Annotated in this window: 16 protein-coding genes; 14 read left to right on the top strand and 2 right to left on the bottom strand. The window is 69.8% G+C overall.

Annotation, left to right across the window (positions count from 1 at the left end; genetic code table 11):
* The first annotated feature begins 13 nt into the window (after positions 1–13).
* Positions 14–1,231: a GNAT family N-acetyltransferase gene (locus ACYVIO_RS34820; protein ID WP_460655212.1), complete on the top strand. Its 1,218-nt coding sequence runs from the start codon at positions 14–16 to the stop codon at positions 1,229–1,231.
* Here the strand turns inward: ACYVIO_RS34820 and ACYVIO_RS34815 are convergent.
* Positions 1,228–1,959 carry a lipoyl protein ligase domain-containing protein gene (locus tag ACYVIO_RS34815; protein ID WP_460655211.1) on the bottom strand — a complete coding sequence of 244 codons (732 nt, stop codon included), beginning with the start codon at positions 1,957–1,959 and terminating at the stop codon, positions 1,228–1,230. The two genes, ACYVIO_RS34820 and ACYVIO_RS34815, sit on opposite strands and share 4 nt — an antisense overlap.
* 89 nt (positions 1,960–2,048) lie before the next feature.
* Here ACYVIO_RS34815 and ACYVIO_RS34810 point away from each other — a divergent pair, with 89 nt between their 5' ends.
* The 5 genes from ACYVIO_RS34810 to ACYVIO_RS34790 all read left to right on the top strand — a co-directional run bounded on the left by ACYVIO_RS34810 (position 2,049) and on the right by ACYVIO_RS34790 (position 6,547).
* The gene (locus ACYVIO_RS34810; RefSeq protein WP_460655210.1) at positions 2,049–3,317 is read left to right on the top strand and encodes an MFS transporter; all 1,269 of its coding nucleotides are present in this window, start codon (positions 2,049–2,051) and stop codon (positions 3,315–3,317) included.
* 36 nt (positions 3,318–3,353) lie between these two features.
* Positions 3,354–4,133: an inositol monophosphatase family protein gene (locus ACYVIO_RS34805; protein WP_460655209.1), complete on the top strand. Its 780-nt coding sequence runs from the start codon at positions 3,354–3,356 to the stop codon at positions 4,131–4,133.
* Between the two features lie 95 nt (positions 4,134–4,228).
* Entirely contained in the window at positions 4,229–4,723 is a 495-nt protein-coding gene (locus ACYVIO_RS34800) for a SigE family RNA polymerase sigma factor (RefSeq protein ID WP_460655208.1), read from the top strand.
* Entirely contained in the window at positions 4,720–5,577 is an 858-nt protein-coding gene (locus ACYVIO_RS34795) for a hypothetical protein (RefSeq protein WP_460655207.1), read from the top strand. Before ACYVIO_RS34800 ends, ACYVIO_RS34795 begins: the two co-directional genes overlap by 4 nt.
* A 28-nt stretch (positions 5,578–5,605) precedes the next feature.
* Entirely contained in the window at positions 5,606–6,547 is a 942-nt protein-coding gene (locus ACYVIO_RS34790) for a cyclase family protein (protein WP_460655206.1), read from the top strand.
* 62 nt (positions 6,548–6,609) lie between these two features.
* Here the strand turns inward: ACYVIO_RS34790 and ACYVIO_RS34785 are convergent, their stop codons facing one another.
* Positions 6,610–6,759 (bottom strand): hypothetical protein, encoded by a 150-nt coding sequence (locus tag ACYVIO_RS34785; RefSeq protein ID WP_460655205.1) that lies wholly within the window; start codon positions 6,757–6,759, stop codon positions 6,610–6,612.
* A gap of 142 nt (positions 6,760–6,901) precedes the next feature.
* Here ACYVIO_RS34785 and ACYVIO_RS34780 point away from each other — a divergent pair, with 142 nt between their 5' ends.
* The 8 genes from ACYVIO_RS34780 (at position 6,902) to ACYVIO_RS34745 (ending at position 16,893) form a co-directional block, all read left to right on the top strand.
* On the top strand, positions 6,902–7,735 hold the full coding sequence (locus tag ACYVIO_RS34780; RefSeq protein ID WP_460655204.1) for an SDR family oxidoreductase: 834 nt from the start codon (positions 6,902–6,904) through the stop codon (positions 7,733–7,735).
* A gap of 110 nt (positions 7,736–7,845) precedes the next feature.
* The gene (locus ACYVIO_RS34775; RefSeq protein WP_460655203.1) at positions 7,846–8,478 is read left to right on the top strand and encodes a VOC family protein; all 633 of its coding nucleotides are present in this window, start codon (positions 7,846–7,848) and stop codon (positions 8,476–8,478) included.
* Between the two features lie 368 nt (positions 8,479–8,846).
* Complete coding sequence (locus ACYVIO_RS34770; protein WP_460655202.1) at positions 8,847–9,347, top strand: hypothetical protein; 501 nt, start codon at positions 8,847–8,849, stop codon at positions 9,345–9,347.
* Between the two features lie 163 nt (positions 9,348–9,510).
* Complete coding sequence (gene qcrC / locus ACYVIO_RS34765) at positions 9,511–10,365, top strand: cytochrome bc1 complex diheme cytochrome c subunit (RefSeq protein WP_460655201.1); 855 nt, start codon at positions 9,511–9,513, stop codon at positions 10,363–10,365.
* Between the two features lie 112 nt (positions 10,366–10,477).
* Complete coding sequence (locus ACYVIO_RS34760; RefSeq protein ID WP_460655200.1) at positions 10,478–13,120, top strand: LuxR C-terminal-related transcriptional regulator; 2,643 nt, start codon at positions 10,478–10,480, stop codon at positions 13,118–13,120.
* 97 nt (positions 13,121–13,217) lie between these two features.
* Positions 13,218–13,700: a DUF1269 domain-containing protein gene (locus ACYVIO_RS34755; protein ID WP_460655199.1), complete on the top strand. Its 483-nt coding sequence runs from the start codon at positions 13,218–13,220 to the stop codon at positions 13,698–13,700.
* A gap of 23 nt (positions 13,701–13,723) precedes the next feature.
* The gene (locus ACYVIO_RS34750) at positions 13,724–15,229 is read left to right on the top strand and encodes a leucyl aminopeptidase family protein (RefSeq protein WP_460655198.1); all 1,506 of its coding nucleotides are present in this window, start codon (positions 13,724–13,726) and stop codon (positions 15,227–15,229) included.
* Positions 15,226–16,893: an AbgT family transporter gene (locus ACYVIO_RS34745; protein WP_460655197.1), complete on the top strand. Its 1,668-nt coding sequence runs from the start codon at positions 15,226–15,228 to the stop codon at positions 16,891–16,893. Before ACYVIO_RS34750 ends, ACYVIO_RS34745 begins: the two co-directional genes overlap by 4 nt.
* Positions 16,894–16,910: the final 17 nt, after the last annotated feature.

Below are 16,910 nucleotides of genomic sequence, written 5' to 3'. Positions count from 1 at the left end.
TGACGATGCGTTGATGGTGGACTCTGAGTACGTACTGCGGGCGGCGACGGCTGACGAGCACGACCGGTTCTCGGGGCTGTTCGCGACGGCGATGATGTTCGAGAGCTCCCCGAGCGACCTCGATCGGGAGCAGTTCGAGCCGGAGCGGGCGCTGGTCGCGGTGGACGGTGACCAGTTCGTCGGTACGGCGAAGGCGATGACCCGTGATCTGTCGGTCCCGGGAGCGGTGGTTGCGGCGGCGCACGTCACCGCGGTCGGCGTCCGAGCGACTCATCGGCGACGGGGGATCCTGTCCGGGCTGATGAGTCGGCAGTTGCGCGAGGTGCCGGAGGCGCTGGCGATCCTGTGGGCGAGCGAGTCCGGCATCTACGGCCGGTTCGGTTACGCGCCGGCGGCCTGGGGCGTGACGTACGAGGTCGATCTGCACACGGTGAGGCCCCGTCCCGTGGACGGCGACGCCGGGCGCATCGAAGAGGTGCCGGTCGAGGACGCACCGGGTCAGCTGGCCGGCGTACTGCGTGAGTTCCAGGCGAGGCGTCCGGGGGTGTCGGGGCGGTCCGAGCTGGTCTGGCGCGGGCAGTTGCAGGACAAGCCCGAGCATCGTGGTGGGCGGAACGCGCGGCAGATCCTGGTGCACCGCGACGAGGCCGGTGCGGTGGACGGGTACGCGCTGTGGCGCGGCAAGATGAACTGGGGACCCACCGGTCCGGCCAACGAGGTGTCGGTCGAGGAGCTGGTCGCTCTCGATCCGACGGCGTACCACGCGCTGTGGCACCACCTGCTGACGCTCGATCTGGCCGCCAAGCTGAATTACGGCAGCGCCGCCGTGGACGAACCGCTGCTGCAGCTGGTGAGCAACCCGGTCGCGCTGAACCGACGGCTGGGCGAGTCGCTGTGGGTCCGGCTCACCGACGTACCGCGTGCGCTCGCGCAGCGGCGTTATGCGACCGGGGTGGACGTGGTGATCGAGGTGACCGACGACCTGATCGAGGGCAACAACGGGCGCTTCCGGTTGACCGGCGACACCGAGAAGGCCACCTGCGAACGGACCGAGTCCGCGCCCGACCTCTCGCTGTCGGTGACCGAGCTCTCCGCGGTCTACCTCGGCGGCCGGCCGCTGGCGGAGTTCGCGGCGACCGGGCGGGTCGTCGAACACACGGCCGGTGCGCTGTCCGCGGCCACGGCCGCGTTCGGCTGGCCGGTCGCGCCGGTCAGTCTCGAGATCTTCTAGACGCGGTGGTCGGGTGCGTACGTGGCGGCCAGCTCGAGGGTGGGCTGGTCCAGAGCCTCGGCTGACGTGCCGGGGGCGAAGACGCCCTTGAAGTGCTGCTCGACGGCCGCCGCGGTCAGGCCCGGGCGCTCGGTCGTCAGCGAGCCGACGGTTGTGGGATCGAGAGGCAGCTCGAGGTGGGCGTAGACCTCGACCAGGAGTGAGCGGATCCGGTCGTCGTCGCCGACAACGGTCAGCGAGCTGAACAGCCAGGCGTGCTGGACAACTCGTTGGGCGGTGCCGACGAGTTTGACGGCACCGCGGGCGTTGATGCTCTGCGCGCCGGGGCAGTACTCGCCGGGGACCTCGCCGACCCGTGCGTCGACGCCGAGGGCGCGCAGCGCGTCGGCGTACTGGGTCCCGAAGCTGCCGAAGCGTCGTTGGTGGTCCTCGGTCGCGCGCAGGTCGTGCCGTACGTGGTCGACGACGACCGCTTCGGAGGTGTAGGCGACCGGTCGTCCGCCGACGGCGCGGATGAGCGGCTGGAATCCGGCGTCCCGCCCGGCCTGTACGGCGGCCTCGAAGCCCGGATGACGCGTGTCGCGGCGTCCGAAGACCAGCACGGGCTCGGCCGGCCGGTAGATCCGGACGGCGTCGGTGACTTCACCAGCAGACGCTCGCCGTACCAGCGCGTTGGCCACGGCCAGCTCCATCGCCGCGTCGTCCACGGGCCCTGCGAACACCTGCATGTCCCCATCGTGTCACCCGGGCGCAGGTCGAGAAGGCGGGAGGGGCTCCGACGTTGCAGGTGACATGACCTGTGGTGAAGGAGCGCACGATGAGAGCCGATCAGCTGTTGCGGACGTACGTCGTACTGACCGTGGTGTCGACCGGTGCGTCGTCGTTGATCTGGGGGATCAACACGCTGTTCCTGCTCGATGCCGGCCTGAGTGTCGGTGCGGCGTTCGCGGCGAACGCGTTCTTCACGGTGGGCATGGTGCTGTTCGAGGTGCCGACCGGGGTGGTCGCGGACACCGTCGGGCGGCGGGCGTCGTACTTGCTCGGGACCACCACGCTGTTCGTCTCGACGCTGCTGTACCTGCTGCTGTGGAAGGTGGAAGCGCCGTTCGCCGCGTGGGCCGTGGTGTCGATGATGCTCGGGCTGGGCTTCACGTTCTTCAGCGGCGCGACCGAGGCCTGGCTGGTCGACGGGCTGAAGGCGACCGGGTACACGGGCTCGCTGGAGTCGGCCTTCGCCAAGGGGCAGATCGCGAACGGCGTCGCGATGATGATCGGGACCGTTGCCGGCGGCATCCTCGCGCAGACCACGAACCTCGGAGTCCCGTACGGCGTGCGCACGGTGCTGCTCGCGGCCGCGTTCGTCGTCGCCTGGCGGGCCATGCGTGATGTCGGCTTCACACCCAAGCCGCGGGTGTCGGTGGTCGCCGAGATGGGTGGCATCCTGCGGGCCTCGCTGGATCACGGGCTGCGCAAACCGTCGGTGCGCTGGGTCATGCTGGCCGCGCCGTTCGCCGCGGGCGTCACGGGGTACGGCTTCTACGCGGCGCAGCCGTACCTGCTGCAGCTGTACGGCGACAGCGGGTCGTACGTGATCTCCGGGCTCTCGGCCGCCCTGGTCGCGGGGGCGCAGATCGTCGGCGGCGCATCGGCGCCGGTGATCGGGAAGATCTTCAGGCGGCGTACGTCGGTGCTGCTCGTCGCTTCGATCGGCGCGGTGATCGTGTTGGTGCTGATGGGATTGGCGTCTGGTTTCTGGGCGGTGCTGATCCTGCTGACCGTGTGGGCCGTGCTGTCCGCGGCGACCGGGCCGATTCGGCAGGCGTATCTCAACGAGCGCATTCCCTCGGCGCAGCGGGCCACGGTCCTGTCGTCGGACAACGTGCTGGCTTCGGGCGGTGGTGTGATCATCCAGCCGACGCTCGGCCGGGCCGCCGACGTGTGGGGCTTCGGGGCGTCGTACTTGGTGGGTGCTGCGATCCAGCTCTTGGCGCTTCCGTTCCTGCTTCTTGCGGGTCGTGCGTCGGGGCAGGTGATTGCTGAGCACAACGATGCGGTCCCGGTCAGAGCTAGTGTGGCCGGGAAATGATCAGCTCTGACGCCGGGGGAGAGCGCAGTGACAGTGATGGCGTTGTTGCAGGAGGCCGGTGAGCGGTTCGTACGGCCGAGGTTCCGCGCGCTCGCCGATGCGGACATGGCCGAGAAGTCGCCCGGGGACTGGGTGACGATCGCAGACCGCGAGGCCGAGACGTTCCTGGAGTCCGCGCTGCGCGCCGTACGGCCTGACCTGCCGGTGGTCGGCGAGGAGGCCGTGGCGGCCGACCCGTCAGTGCTCGACGTGCTGTACCCCGGCGGTTCATGCTGGCTGGTGGATCCGGTCGACGGCACCGGCAACTTCGTGCGCGGCGATCCGGCGTACGGGATGGCGATCGCGCTGGTCGAGCGAGGTGAGGCCGTGGCGAGCTGGATCTGGCAGCCCGAGTTCGGCGTCGCCTGGCAGGCCGAAGCGGGAGCCGGGACGTACCGCAACGGCGAGCGGGTCCACGTCGGTCCGACCGCGTCAACGCTGTCGGAGTTGCGCGGTGTGTTCCACACCCGGTTCTTCCCGCCGGAACAGCACGCCGTGATGGAGTCGCGTCCGGTGCCGTATCGGCGGACGCTGGGGAGTCTCAACTCCGCTTGTGACTACCCGGCGCTGATCGAGGGGTCTATCGACTTCATCTGCTGGGGGCGGATCCTGCCGTGGGACCACGCTCCGGGGTCGCTGCTGCTCGCCGAGGCCGGCGGAGTGAGTCGGCGGTTGGACGGTACGTCGTACCGGGCAGATGCCACTGGCCTCGGGACTCTCGCGGCGACCACGCCGGAGGCCTGGGAACTGGCTCGGAGTACCTGGCCCTTCGACTGACCTCTGTCGCTCGGTGAAGGAAATCCTGAGCGGATGCAACCAACTTCGGGCCCGGAGGCGTGTCTAACGCAGGGGGGTCGAGGATGGGAGAGCAGATGAGCGATCGGGACGCCGCGTTCGAGGCGTATTTCGCGGCGCGTTCCGACGCGATGCGCGGTACGGCGTACTTGCTGTGCGGGGACTGGCACCGCGCGGAGGACCTGGTCCAGCAGACGTTCACGAAGATCTACCTGGTGTGGCGCCGGATCCAGCGGCACGAGGCGATGGACAACTACACCCGGCAGACGCTCGTCCGGACGTTTCTGTCCGAGCGGCGCCGGGGGTGGTTCCGGCTCGAGTCGGTCGGGGCCTGGTCGGCTGACCGGGCGGCGCCGTCGCCTGACCTTGCCGCTGAGCGGCTGGTGCTGCTGGACGCGCTCGTGAAGGTGCCGCCGCGGCAGCGCGCCGTACTGGTCCTGCGGTACTGGGAGGACCAGTCCGTCGAGCAGACCGCCGCGCTGCTCGACTGCTCGGCCGGAAACGTGAAGAGCCAGGCCGCTCGCGGGCTGGCGACGCTGCGCGGTCTGCTCGAAGAGGAGAAGGTTCGATGAACGAAGAGGATCTCAACGAGGCGTTGCGCGATGTGATGGTGCGCAGCAGCCCGCCGCCGTCGATGGATTCCGCCCGTGCCCTCGAGCAGGCCCGCCGGGTGCGCAAGCGGCGCAGGGTGGCGTGGGCCGCGGTTGCCGTCGTACCGCTGGTGGTTGCGGTCGGGGCTGGACCGTCGCTGATCGCGGACCTGGCCGACCGGTCGGCGGGCCCGATGGTGGCCGGAGGCATCAGTACGACGAAGCCGGTGGCGACGCCGACCCCGACAGTCGCGCCGACAACGCGCAAGACCGGCGACCCGTGGCCGGAGGGCCAGACGGACCGGACGGCGACCGTGGGTCCTCGCGCGGTCCGGGCCGTGGCGCTGATGACCGATCTGAGCTCGTCGGTCCCGGCGGGCTTCAGTACGCCGGATCTGAAGTACCCGGACGGTCGCGCGATGCGATCGCCGCAGACCCAGTACGCGTCCAACGACGGGGAGCGGGACTACTGGGAGTACCAGGCCTCCATCCCGGTGCAGAAGGACGGCGGGGTCGGCCAGTTGATGGTGCAGTCGATCACTCCGGACGGGAAGCCGGCGACGACCCCGTGCAAGCTCGCGTTGAGGTACTGGGGTCGGACCGGTCCCTGCACAGTCGTCGACGTCGGCGGCAAGAAGGTCGGCGTGGTGACCGCCACCGGGAGCGGCAGCGCCGACCAGCGGGCCGCCTACCGGCACGCTGACGGTACGGTCGTGTACCTGGCGCAGGCCAGGAAGAGCGACGACGCGAAGCGATCGCCGCTGAAGCAACCGGTGTTCACGACCGGCCAACTGGCCGAGCTGGTGACGTCGGCGAAGTTCAAGATCAGCAGCTGATCAGTACGCGAAGGAGTTGGGTGCGGGGATGACGATGCCGACGCAGGACGACGTGCTTGGGTACTTCGACAGGCTGTCGAACTGGGGACGCTGGGGTGACGACGACGAGCTCGGCACCCTGAACCTCATCACCGACGACGTCCGGCTGGCGGCGGCGCGGGCCGTGCGTCACGGCAGGAGCGTGTCGTGCGGGTGGGAGGTCGCCGTACCGGAGGAGATGGAGCGGTCGACGACCGCGTGCCCGTGCGCCGCCGAGATGCCGGGGGCCGAGCACATGCCGGAGCTGTTCCACAACGACCGGCGCTGGGGATTCTCGAACGAGAAGCTCGGCATTTTCTTCCACGGCAACACGATCACTCACCTCGACTCGCCGTGCCATCTGTTCTGGGACGGGAAGATGTACAACGGGCGGTCGCACTCGCTCGTCAACGCCGAGACGGGATCGGGATGGGCCGCTGTCACGGCGGCTGCCAATGGGATCGTGACGCGTGGTGTGTTGCTGGACGTTGCTGCGGTCCGCGAGGTCGAGTGGCTGGAGCCGGGGGAGGGTGTCACGCCTGACGACCTCGAGGAGGCCGAGCGTCGGCAGGGTGTGCGGGTGGGGTCTGGTGACGCCGTACTGCTGCGGACCGGCTACGGGCGGGCTCGGCACTCCGGCGGCGTGGCCGGTGGGTTGACGCAGGCCGGCTGGCACGCGTCCTGCCTGCCGTGGCTGCACGAGCGGGAGGTCGCGGTGATCGGCGCCGATACACCGCAGGACGTTCAGCCTTCGGGGTACGCCGACGTACTGATGCCGGTCCACGCCGTGAGCCTGGTGGCGATGGGGCTGTGGCTGCTCGACAACTGCGACCTGGAAGCGTGCGCGGCGACGGCTGCGGAGCTTGGCCAGTGGGACTTCCAGCTTGCGCTCGCGCCGCTGCGGCTGGCTGGTACGTCGGGTAGCCCGGCCAATCCGATCGCGACCTTCTGACCCATACGTGACCGGTCGGCCCCCTGTTCGCCTTGGCGAGCAGGAGGCCGGCTCGGTCGGGGTCAGTCGCGGGGGAGTTGCTCGTTCGGGTCCTCGTCGGGGTCCGACTCGGGCTCCGGGTACGGCGTGGTGTCCGGGTCGTCGGGATTGACCTCACCCGGGTCGGCCGGGTCCGGCAACGGCGGAACGGGCGGGATCGGTGTGGTGCTCATCGGCGATGCCCTTCTCTCGGTGGACAGACATCGAAGCGGTGTCTTCCCAGGAGGCCCCCGGTGTCCCGGATCGGACCCGGCAAACAGTTCGGCTTGAAGCTGCGCTTCCGGGGCACCGGCGAGGCTCGACGGAAGGAGAGCGATGCGCAGCGTGGTGGTGACCGGAGCCGGTAGTGGGATCGGGGCGGCGACAGCGGTTCGGCTGGACGGGGACGGGTGGCGGGTGTTCGCTGGCGTGCACGATCCGCACGACGTGGAGATCCTGGACCGGCAGACGTCGGACCGGACGACCGTCGTACAGCTGGATGTGACGAGTGAGAAGTCGATCAAGGAGTTCGCGGGGCAGGTCGATCTGGCGCTGGGCTCGGACGGGCTGCACGCGCTGGTCGACAACGCGGGCAAGGGGGTGGCGGGTCCGTTGGAGACCTTGCCGATCGACAGCCTGCGCGACCAGTTCGAGGTGAACGTGATCGGGCAGGTCGCGGTGACGCAGCAGTTCCTGCCGATGCTGCGACGGGTCGACGGCGCTCGCGTCGTACTGGTCGGGTCTGTCGGTGGGCTGGTCGCGGTGGGGTTCGCTGGGGCGTACCACGCGTCGAAGTACGCGCTCGAGGCGATCGCGGACGCGTGGCGGCAGGAGCTGGCGCCGGACGGCGTACAGGTCGTGATCGTGGAACCGGGTCCGCTGGCGACGCCGATCTGGTCGAAGGCGGCCAAGACGCTCGACGCGCTGCCGCCGAATGACCGCTACCGGGAGCGGGTCGACGCGTTGCGCGAGCGGCTGACGCGGATGGGCAAGGACAGCGCCGGCGCGGACCAGGCCGTCGAGCGAATCGTCGAGGCCGTGACAGTCGCTCGGCCTCGGACCCGGTATGCCACTGGTGCCGCGGCCACCGTCGTACCGAAGGTACGGCGCCTGGTGCCGGACCGTCTCTTCGATCGCATCGCCCAGCGAGTCACCGCGCCGAAGAGCTGAGCTCGAGCTGCTCGCGCCCCGGGGGTGGGACCAGGGGGTCTCACTGGTGCGATGGGGGCGGTGCGTGGTCATAGTCGGTGGTGGGAACAACACTTCACTGGAGGAGAACCATGACCACCGATCTCAAGCTCGAGGCTGTCGTCATTCCCGTGACGGACGTGGACCAGGCGAAGGCGTTCTACGAGAAGCTGGAGTGGCGGCTCGATGCCGACTTCGCGTTCGACAACGGGTTCCGGGTGGTTCAGTTCACGCCGCCCGGGTCGCCGGCGTCGGTGCAGTTCGGGAGCAACATCACGGCGGCCGCGCCGGGGTCGGCGAGTGGGCTGTACCTGGTGGTCACGGACATCGAGGCCGCTCGCGAGGAGCTGGCCGCTCGTGGGGTCGAGGTCAGCGAGACGTTCCACCCCAAGGCGCCCGGCGCCCAGTTCCAGCGCGACGACGCGAGTGGGCGCGCGGCCGGGCCTGACGACGGGCATGCCAGCTACGGGTCCTTCGCGACGTTCTCCGACCCCGACGGCAACGGCTGGTTGCTGCAGGAGGTCACCACTCGACTCCCCGGCCGTGTTGACCCGGCGGAGACGGCGTACACGTCGGTGGACGACCTTCAGCACGCACTCGAGCGCGCCGCCAGCGCCCACGGCGAGCACGAGAAGCGCAACGGTGGAGTGTTCGACGAGCAGTGGCCGCAGTGGTACGCGACGTACATGATCGCCGAGCGCACCGGCCAGGAACTGCCCGAGTAGCCGGCCTCGGATTTCGGGCGCTGTACGGCGCAGCCGACCATCCGTACTACGACCAAGGTCCGATAGCCGTTGCCCGCGCCCCCAGCCCACTCCCACCACCCACCCCACGGACGACAAGGGTGGGCTGCGTCCGTCGTCCTCGCGTACGACGGAGCGCGGCGACGACCACGGCGGTCACCACGGATCGAACTCGGGCAAGTCGTCCGACGACGGCCACTCGGGTAAGTCCTCCGATGACGGGTCCGGGCACCACTAGCCGGAAGCGGTGTGTACGACGGGAGAGCGGAAGCCCCCGCAGGTAGGTGCTTTCGCTCTCGACCGAGCAAGACAGGCGACGTACGCTCCGAGCATCCTCCTAGGAGACCGCGATGAACCAAGGACTGCTCAACTCGTTGACCGATGCCGAGCGCCAGTTGGTGGCCGAGGCAGAACGCGACGTGGTCAAGGGGCTCGACGAGGACGGGTTGCTGGAGCTCCACCAACGGATCCGGCGGGCCCGCACCAAGTACGTGAAGAACTACCGTCGTGGTGCGAGTGCGGGGGTTGCCCAGGCCGGCGGGCGTGGTCAGTCCTATCCCAGGAACCAGCGGGACCGGGACAAGGCGGAGCTGTTCGAGACGGTCCTGGCGCGAGTGAGCCGGGACGTCGCGACGGCCGCGAGGCATGCGGCGTCGGAGCTGCGCAGCGAACGGATCGCGGCCGCTCGGTCGGCCCGCGAGACGGTGAGCGCACCCGTGGCCCGCGCGGTCGACGCTCCCGTCCCGGACAGTGCTCCACGTCGAGCGACCAAGACCACCGGTGGACTCAAGAAGGACGCCTCCTCCCGCGCCGCCGGCGCCCGCCGCCAGGCAGCCCGCGACACCCGCTGACCTCGCCAGAACCGCTGCACGACGGGCCGACGCGCAACAGGGCTCACGAGAACCGGGGGACGACGGGCCAACAGGCGACACCCGCTGACCTCGCCCGAATCGGGTGATCTCAACGGTCGTCGGGTCGTGTCTGCTGGTTGCGCGCGGGCCGGGAGGTGCGGAGATGCGCGATGCGGACAGCGGGGGCGCACGCCCGTTGCGCAGGAGCAGGGGCGCGAAAGCTCTGGTGATCGCGGCGGCCCTGGTGACAGTCGGCCTCCTGTACGCCGTACTGCTGCCCCCCGCCGCGACAGGTGCGGACGGGCCGCAGTCCCAGCAGATCGAGGAAGGCCGGCGGCTGTTCGCGGTTGGTTGCGCCAGCTGCCACGGGCTCAACGCCGAAGGCGGGACGAACGGCGAGGGACGCGACACCGGTCCTCCGTTGATCGGCGTCGGCGCCGCCGCGGTCGACTTCCAGGTGGGCACCGGACGGATGCCGGCGGCACAGACCGGGGCTCAGGTCCCGCAGAAGCCTCCCGTGTACACGACCGCGGAGATCGCGGCGCTCGCGGCGTACGTCGCATCGCTCGGTCCAGGGCCGGCGGTCCCGGCCGAGGAGGCCTACGACGTCAGCAACGCGACGCAGGAGGAGATCGTCCGGGGTGGCGAGCTGTTCCGGACCAACTGCACGGCGTGCCACAACTTCGCCGGGCGCGGCGGTGCGCTGCCGCACGGCCGCTACGCGCCGTCGCTGATGACGACCTCACCGAGGAATCTGTACCAGGCCATGCTGACCGGTCCTCAGCAGATGCCGGTGTTCTCCGACCAGGTCCTGCTCCCCGAGGACAAGCGGGCAGTGATCGCGTACGTCGTCGCACTGCAGCAGTCCGAGGACCCGGGAGGCTTCGCGCTCGGCCGTCTGGGGCCGGTGTCCGAAGGCCTCTGGGGATGGTCGCTCGGCATCGGTTCGCTGGTCGCCGTCGCGGTCTGGATCGGCGCGAAGGTCCCCCGGGTGGGCCGCCGGCCACCGAAGATCTGAAGGCGATCCCCCTGCCGCATTCGGTGCGAACCGGTTAGTCTCGATATTTTCGGGACGAATGAGCGGAGACCGGACAGAGCCCAGACGTACGTCGGCCAGGGGAGGGGCGACGATGGTGACCACCTCGGCGCCGGGGCAGGGGCGCGAGGAACTCCAGTTCCAGGACGACGGCAGAGTTCCTCGACCGCCGCTGACCCTGGTGACTCGCGAGCGGCTGCACTCCGCTCTCGACCTCGGCGTACGGGCTCCGCTGACGATGGTGATCGCGCCGGCCGGCACCGGCAAGACCGTTCTGCTGTCGGACTGGGTCGCCCGCCGAAGACAGCTCGGCCAGTCCGTCGTCTGGGTGTCGGGGCAATCACCTGACCTGCTGCACGAGACGCTCCGAACCAGCAGCCCGGACCCGATCGTCGTCGACGACGCCCACCTGCTGCCGGCCGCCGGCATCGCGGACCTGTCCCACGTGCTGAAGGACTCCTCGTACACCGTCCGGCTGGTGCTGGCCACGCGGTACGACCTGCCGCTGCCGGTTTCGGAGCTCGAGCTGCGAGGACTGGCGTTGACGTTGCGTGCCGGAGACCTTCGCTTCAACGACGACGAGGCCATCGCGCTCGTCCAGGCCCACGCGCAGGACGCCACCGGAGAGGACGTTCTCCAGTTCCAGGCCCACACCGCCGGCTGGGCGGCCGCGCTGGTGCTTGCCGCCCGGACCTTCGCGGCGTCCGGAGTCGGATGGCCGCTGGTGAGTCAGCGACCGGTGCTGGACCTGCTGCTCGGCGAAAGCGTCAGCACCCTCGACGACCGGGTGCAGGCGATGCTGCTCAGCACGTTCGCGGCCGGTGCCGTCACCGAACCGCTGGCGGTGATGCTGAGCGGGCACGCCGACGCCGGTGCGATGCTCGCGGACCTGGCCGGCAACGGGTTGCTGGTGATGGCGTACGTCGACGGTCCGGACGGCGAACCCCTGTACCGCTACCACCCGCTCCTGATCGAGCTGCTCCGGCGACGGGTCGCGGGCAGCCCGGAGGACGGCCAGACCGTGGTCGCGGCGCACCGCCGGTCGGCACTGCACTACGAGAACCGCGGCGACGGGGCCGCCGCGCTGCGCAGCGCGCTCGGCGCGGACGACTCGGCTCTGGTCGCGCGGATCCTGATCGGTCACGGGCCGGAGCTCCTCGCGGCCGGCAACGCCGACCTGGTCACCGCCGGTTTCGAGACCCTCCCGGAAGGCTTTCTGGCATCCCGTCCCCAGCTGCTCGGCGTCCGCGGACTGCTGCGGCGGGTCTGTGGGGACGCCGCCGGTGCCGTGATGGATGCGGCTTCGGCCGACGAGCTGGCCAGTGTCGGACAGTCCGGACCGGCGACAGCGGACGACGACGCCTTGCGGGCGGACGCGACCCTGCTGCGGTTGTGGGAGTCGCGCTACGGCTGGTACGACGTACGGTCGGCGATCGACGGGGCGCGGTCCCTGCTGGCTCTCGACCGGAGCGAGGACGGTGGAAGCAGGCGAGTGGTCTTGGCGCCTGAACGGCTTGCCTGGTTGCTGATCGAGCTCGCTGCGGCCGAGACCTGGGCCGACGATCTCGACGCCGCGCTCGTCCATCTGGACGAGGCGCTGGTCACGGCGCGGATGGCCCACCACGCCCGGCTGGTCGCCGGTGGGCTCGCGCATCGCGCGGTCGTGCTGTACGTGCGCGGCAACCTGCAGAGCGCGGCGGTATCGGCGCAGGCCGCGCTCGACGCGGTGGGCGAGGGCGACCTGCCGGACGAGTACGCCGTCCGCGCGCATCTCGTGATGGGCTTCGCCGCGATGAGTCAGCTCGATCTCGAGGGTGCCTGGCGTTGGCACGAGCTGGCGGTCGCGACCGACGTGGCCGAGTCCGACACGGTCGTGACGGTGCTGCGGGTGATCCTGCGGTCCGTGCTGCTGATCGAGGCCGGCCGCCTGGACGAGGCGTCGACGGAATTGATCAGCGATCCCGCGGCGGCCGGGCCGTTGCCCTCCTTCCTGGCGCGGGACCTGGCCCTGATGCGGTTGTGGCTGGCGGTTCTGGTCGGGGACCAGTCCGGTGCCGACACGCAGATCGCTGACCTCGACCGGATCGGGAACCGCACCGAGGCGGAGCTGGTCCGGGCGATGATCTCGCTCGGCGAGGAGAGCCTGCAGGCCACCGTGGCGGCGATCGACCAGAAGCTCGAACGGCCGGACCTGTACCCGCCGATCGCGGCGGCGGCCGCGTCGTTCCGTACGGTGCTGCTGGTCCGGATGGGCGAGGAGTCGGCGGCCGAGGCGTCGCTGATCGACACGCTGAACCGGACGACCCAGCAACGGAACCTGCATGCCCTGGTCACCGCGGGAGGCGAGCCGGTGTTCCTGGATCAGCTGCGCAACCACCTGGCCGGTCCGAACCCGCACCCGTTCGCCGCCGTCGGGCTGGAGAGGCTGTCCGGCTACCTGACCGCGCCGCGGGAAGGCGGTGGCCTGACGCCGCTGGCGCGGACCAGACCGAGCCGGGACACTCCGGCGGCGCGTCGCCTCGATGCCGTGGTGAACGGCGCGCGGATCCGGCTGACGGTCCGCGAGGGGGACGTGCTCGACCAGCTCGCGCTCGGCAGTTCCTACACCGAGATCGGTCAGGCGCTGTACATCACCGACAACACGGTCAAGACCCACCTGATGTCGCTCTACCGCAAGCTGGGCGTGGAGAAGCGGTCCGCGGCGCTCCGGGTCGCCAGGACCGTCGGTCTCACCTAGACCTCACGCGGGCCTCACCCTAATCGGAGGATGCCGACGCGGCGGCCGGTTGATGCGATGACCTCCAGCGCAGGCATCGACCCGGGAAGGATCCCTCATGACCCATCTGGTGGTGCTCGGTCTGAACAGCCGTGAGGACGCCGAGAAGGTCGTCCAGCTCACCGAAGACCTGGCCAAGCAGCAGCTGCTGCAGCGGGAGGACGCGGCCATCGCCTACAAGGACGACAAGGGCAAGGTCCGCATCCAGCAAACGATGAGTCTGACCGGACCCGCGGCGGCCAGTGGCGCCCTCTGGGGCACGTTGATCGGCCTGATCTTCCTGAACCCGATCGCCGGTCTGGCCGTCGGTGCGGCCAGCGGAGCGATGGCCGGCAAGCTGACCGACGTCGGCATCAACGACCAGATGATCAAGGAGGTCGGCCAGCAGCTGCAGGAGGGCAAGGCCGCCGTGTTCCTGCTCGCCCGGTCGGCCACCGTCGACCGCGTGGTCGACGCGCTCAAGCCGTACGGCCCGACGGTGATCCAGACCAACCTGAGCAAGGAGCGCGAGGAAGAGCTCGTTCAGGCCCTCCAGCCCTGATCCCGCGGTGCCGAGGAGATCTCGTGAACACGACCACAGACTTCGACCCGATCCCTTCGACGCGGCAGCGGGTACCGGTCGGCGTCGGCACGCTGAAGCAGGCCGAGCAGGAGGCCGACGCGATCGCCGTACCGGTGAGCCTCGGGGCGACGCCGCCGGAAGAGCTCGGGGCCGCGGCTGCCGAACTGGCCTCCGCCGGATTCACCGCGGAGCGCGGTCAGACGCTCGTCCGGACCCGGACGGACGGCCCGGTCCGCGTCGCGGTCGGGATCGGTGCGTCCGGTGGCGTCGACGCCACGCTCGTCCGTGATCTCGCCGCGGACTTCGCGCGATCGGTGCCCTGGCACCGGCGCCTCGCGGTCGAGGTTCCGGCCCGCGGGCTGGGGATCTCCCCGCAGGACTTCGCGCAGGCGGTGACCGAAGGAGTGCTGCTGGCGCGCTGGCGGTACTTCGTCGGCAAGGACGCCGACCGTACGCCGCTGGAGTCGCTGCTGGTGGTGGCGTCCGACGAGGACACCGACGCGGTCGGCATCGGGGTCGAGCGGGGCCGCGTCGTCGCCGAGGCCTACTGCCTCGGCAGGGACCTGGCCAACTGTCCGGCCACCACCTTGTCCGCGGCCCGGATGGCCGAGGTCGCGCTCGAGCTCGGTCCGCCGGCAGGTCTCGAGGTGGAGGTGTTCGACAAGGACGAACTGATCTCCATGGGCTGCGGAGGGTTGCTCGGCGTCAACCGTGGCAGCGTCGAGCCACCGCGGATGATCCGGCTGCGCTACCGGCCCGACAACGCCACCGGCGCGATCGCCCTGGTCGGCAAGGGGGTCATGTACGACTCGGGCGGCATCAGCCTCAAGCCGAGCGACGAGTCGCACGCGCAGATGAAGAACGACATGTCCGGCGCAGCCGCCGTACTGGCGTCGATGACAGCCCTGCAGGCGTTGGGCTGTACGACGGCCGTCACCGGCTACCTGATGTGTACCGACAACATGCCGTCGGGCTCGGCGATGAAGCTGGGTGACGTCCTGAGAATGCGCAACGGTACGACGGTCGAAGTGCTGAACACCGACGCCGAGGGCCGTCTGGTGATGGCCGACGCGCTGGCACTGGCCACGGAGGAGCCGGTCGACGCGATCGTCGACATCGCGACGCTGACCGGAGCCTGCCTGCGGACGTTCGGCGTCGAGATCGCCGGCGTGATGGGGAACGACCCTGCCGTGGTGGAACAGCTCCGTCAGGCCGGCGACGCCGTCGACGAACCTGTCTGGGAGCTTCCCCTGCACCGGTCGTACCGGTCGCAGCTCGATTCCTCGATCGCCGACCTGAGCAACATGGGCGGCCCGAACGCAGGATCCATCACCGCCGCGCTGTTCCTGGAGGAGTTCGTCGACGGCAGGCCCTGGGCGCACGTGGACATCGCGGGCACCGCGCAGCTGGCGGCGCCGAGGACGTGGCGCAACAAGGGTGCGACCGGCGCCGGTACCAAGCTGCTGATCGAGTTCGCGCTGCGGTTCGCCGGTGGGACACGGCCGTGAACGCCAAGACCGTCGAGGAGAAGCCCGTCAAGAAGGGCGGGATGCAACGGGTTCTGGACGGGATCGAGCGGGTCGGCAACAAGGTTCCGCACCCGGCCCTGATCTTCCTGGGCCTGATCGCCGCCGTCATCATCGCCTCGCAGATCCTGGCCTGGACCGGGACGAGCGTCACGACCGAGGTCGCCGAACCCACCACGGTCGAGGTCGCCCCGGAGTACCCGGGAGGCACCAGCGTTCCCGGCAACGACGCGCCGCCGGCGACGGCCGTGCCGGACTTCGAGGTGCACGAGGAGACGATCACCGCCGAAAGCCTGCTGACCGGTGACGGGATCCGGTTCATCTTCACCACCGCCGTACAGAACTTCAACGACTTCGGAGTCGTGGCCGTCATCCTGGTCGCGATGATCGGCGTCGGCGTCGCGGAGGAGGCGGGCCTGATCGCGGCGCTGATCCGCAAGATGGTGAAGGTCGCCCCCAAAGGCGCGATCACGTTCATCATCGTGCTGCTCGGCGGGATCTCCAGCGTCGCCTCCGACGCGGGCTACCTGGTCCTGATCCCGTTGGGCGCGGCCGCCTTCGCGTCGCTCGGGCGACATCCGCTGGCCGGGATCGCGGCCGCGTACGCCGGAGTCAGCGCGGCCTTCTTCGTGAACGTCCTGATCACGCCGGCCGACGGCATCATCACCGAGGTCACCAACGAGACCATCGCGCTGGTCGCCCCCGACGTCCACCTCAACGTCACCCACAACTTCTACTTCAGCATCGCGGCGACGCTGTTCTGCGCCCTCGTCATGACGGTGATCACCGAGCGCATCCTCGAACCCAGGCTCGGCAAGTACGACGTGGCAGAGGCTCCGGCCGACGCGCCGGTCGACCACCAGCCCACCGAGGAGGAGACGGCGCTGGAGTCCCGTGGACTGCGCTGGTCGGTCTACTACCTGCTGGTCGCCGTCGCGATCGTCTCGGCGCTGACGTTCATCCCGAACGCCCCGCTGCGCAATCCCGAGACCGGTGAGATCTTCGGCTCCTCGCCGTTCATGAGCAGTCTGCTCTTCATCATCTCGATGCTGTTCCTCGCCGCCGGCCTCGGCTACGGCCAGGGGTCGAAGTCGCTGACCGGCAGCACCAACGTCATCAACGCGATCGTCAAGACCTTCAACGGGCTCGGCGGCCTGATCTTCCTGATGCTGCTGATCGCCCAGTTCATTGCCTACTTCAACTACACGAACATGTCGACGCTCGCCGCGACCGGGCTGGCCGACCTGCTCGAGCGGGCCGACATCGGCGCGCTGCCGTTGCTGATCGGCTTCATCGTGCTGGTCCTGATCATCGACCTGATCATGCCCGGGGTGATCCCGAAGTGGGCGATCCTGGCGCCGATCTTCATCCCGTTGTTCTACCGGCTCGGCGTCGCTCCGCAGACCGTGGTGGCCGCCTACCGGGTCGGCGACGGTCCGGCCAACGTGATCACGCCGCTGATGGTCTACCTGCCGTTCATCGTGCTGGTCTGCCAGAAGTACCGCAAGAAGGCCGGCCTGGGCACCGTCGTGTCGATGATGCTGCCGTACACGATCATCGTGCTGGTGGCCTGGACGCTGTTCTACGTCGCGTGGTACCTGGTCGGGATTCCGTGGGGCCCGTCCGCACCGGTGCACCTGGGCTAGGCGGTCGCCGTGGATGA

This window comes from Kribbella endophytica (genome assembly GCF_054781295.1).
This window is presented reverse-complemented; position numbering and strand designations above follow the sequence as displayed.

Bases quoted from the DNA above. Each gene is read 5' to 3' on its own strand.
- ACYVIO_RS34820 (WP_460655212.1), top strand. From the start codon at position 14: ATGGTGGACTCTGAGTACGTACTGCGGGCGGCGACGGCTGACGAGCAC.
- ACYVIO_RS34815 (WP_460655211.1), bottom strand. From the start codon at position 1,959: ATGCAGGTGTTCGCAGGGCCCGTGGACGACGCGGCGATGGAGCTGGCC.
- ACYVIO_RS34810 (WP_460655210.1), top strand. From the start codon at position 2,049: ATGAGAGCCGATCAGCTGTTGCGGACGTACGTCGTACTGACCGTGGTG.
- ACYVIO_RS34805 (WP_460655209.1), top strand. From the start codon at position 3,354: ATGGCGTTGTTGCAGGAGGCCGGTGAGCGGTTCGTACGGCCGAGGTTC.
- ACYVIO_RS34800 (WP_460655208.1), top strand. From the start codon at position 4,229: ATGAGCGATCGGGACGCCGCGTTCGAGGCGTATTTCGCGGCGCGTTCC.
- ACYVIO_RS34795 (WP_460655207.1), top strand. From the start codon at position 4,720: ATGAACGAAGAGGATCTCAACGAGGCGTTGCGCGATGTGATGGTGCGC.
- ACYVIO_RS34790 (WP_460655206.1), top strand. From the start codon at position 5,606: ATGACGATGCCGACGCAGGACGACGTGCTTGGGTACTTCGACAGGCTG.
- ACYVIO_RS34785 (WP_460655205.1), bottom strand. From the start codon at position 6,759: ATGAGCACCACACCGATCCCGCCCGTTCCGCCGTTGCCGGACCCGGCC.
- ACYVIO_RS34780 (WP_460655204.1), top strand. From the start codon at position 6,902: ATGCGCAGCGTGGTGGTGACCGGAGCCGGTAGTGGGATCGGGGCGGCG.
- ACYVIO_RS34775 (WP_460655203.1), top strand. From the start codon at position 7,846: ATGACCACCGATCTCAAGCTCGAGGCTGTCGTCATTCCCGTGACGGAC.
- ACYVIO_RS34770 (WP_460655202.1), top strand. From the start codon at position 8,847: ATGAACCAAGGACTGCTCAACTCGTTGACCGATGCCGAGCGCCAGTTG.
- qcrC (WP_460655201.1), top strand. From the start codon at position 9,511: ATGCGCGATGCGGACAGCGGGGGCGCACGCCCGTTGCGCAGGAGCAGG.
- ACYVIO_RS34760 (WP_460655200.1), top strand. From the start codon at position 10,478: ATGGTGACCACCTCGGCGCCGGGGCAGGGGCGCGAGGAACTCCAGTTC.
- ACYVIO_RS34755 (WP_460655199.1), top strand. From the start codon at position 13,218: ATGACCCATCTGGTGGTGCTCGGTCTGAACAGCCGTGAGGACGCCGAG.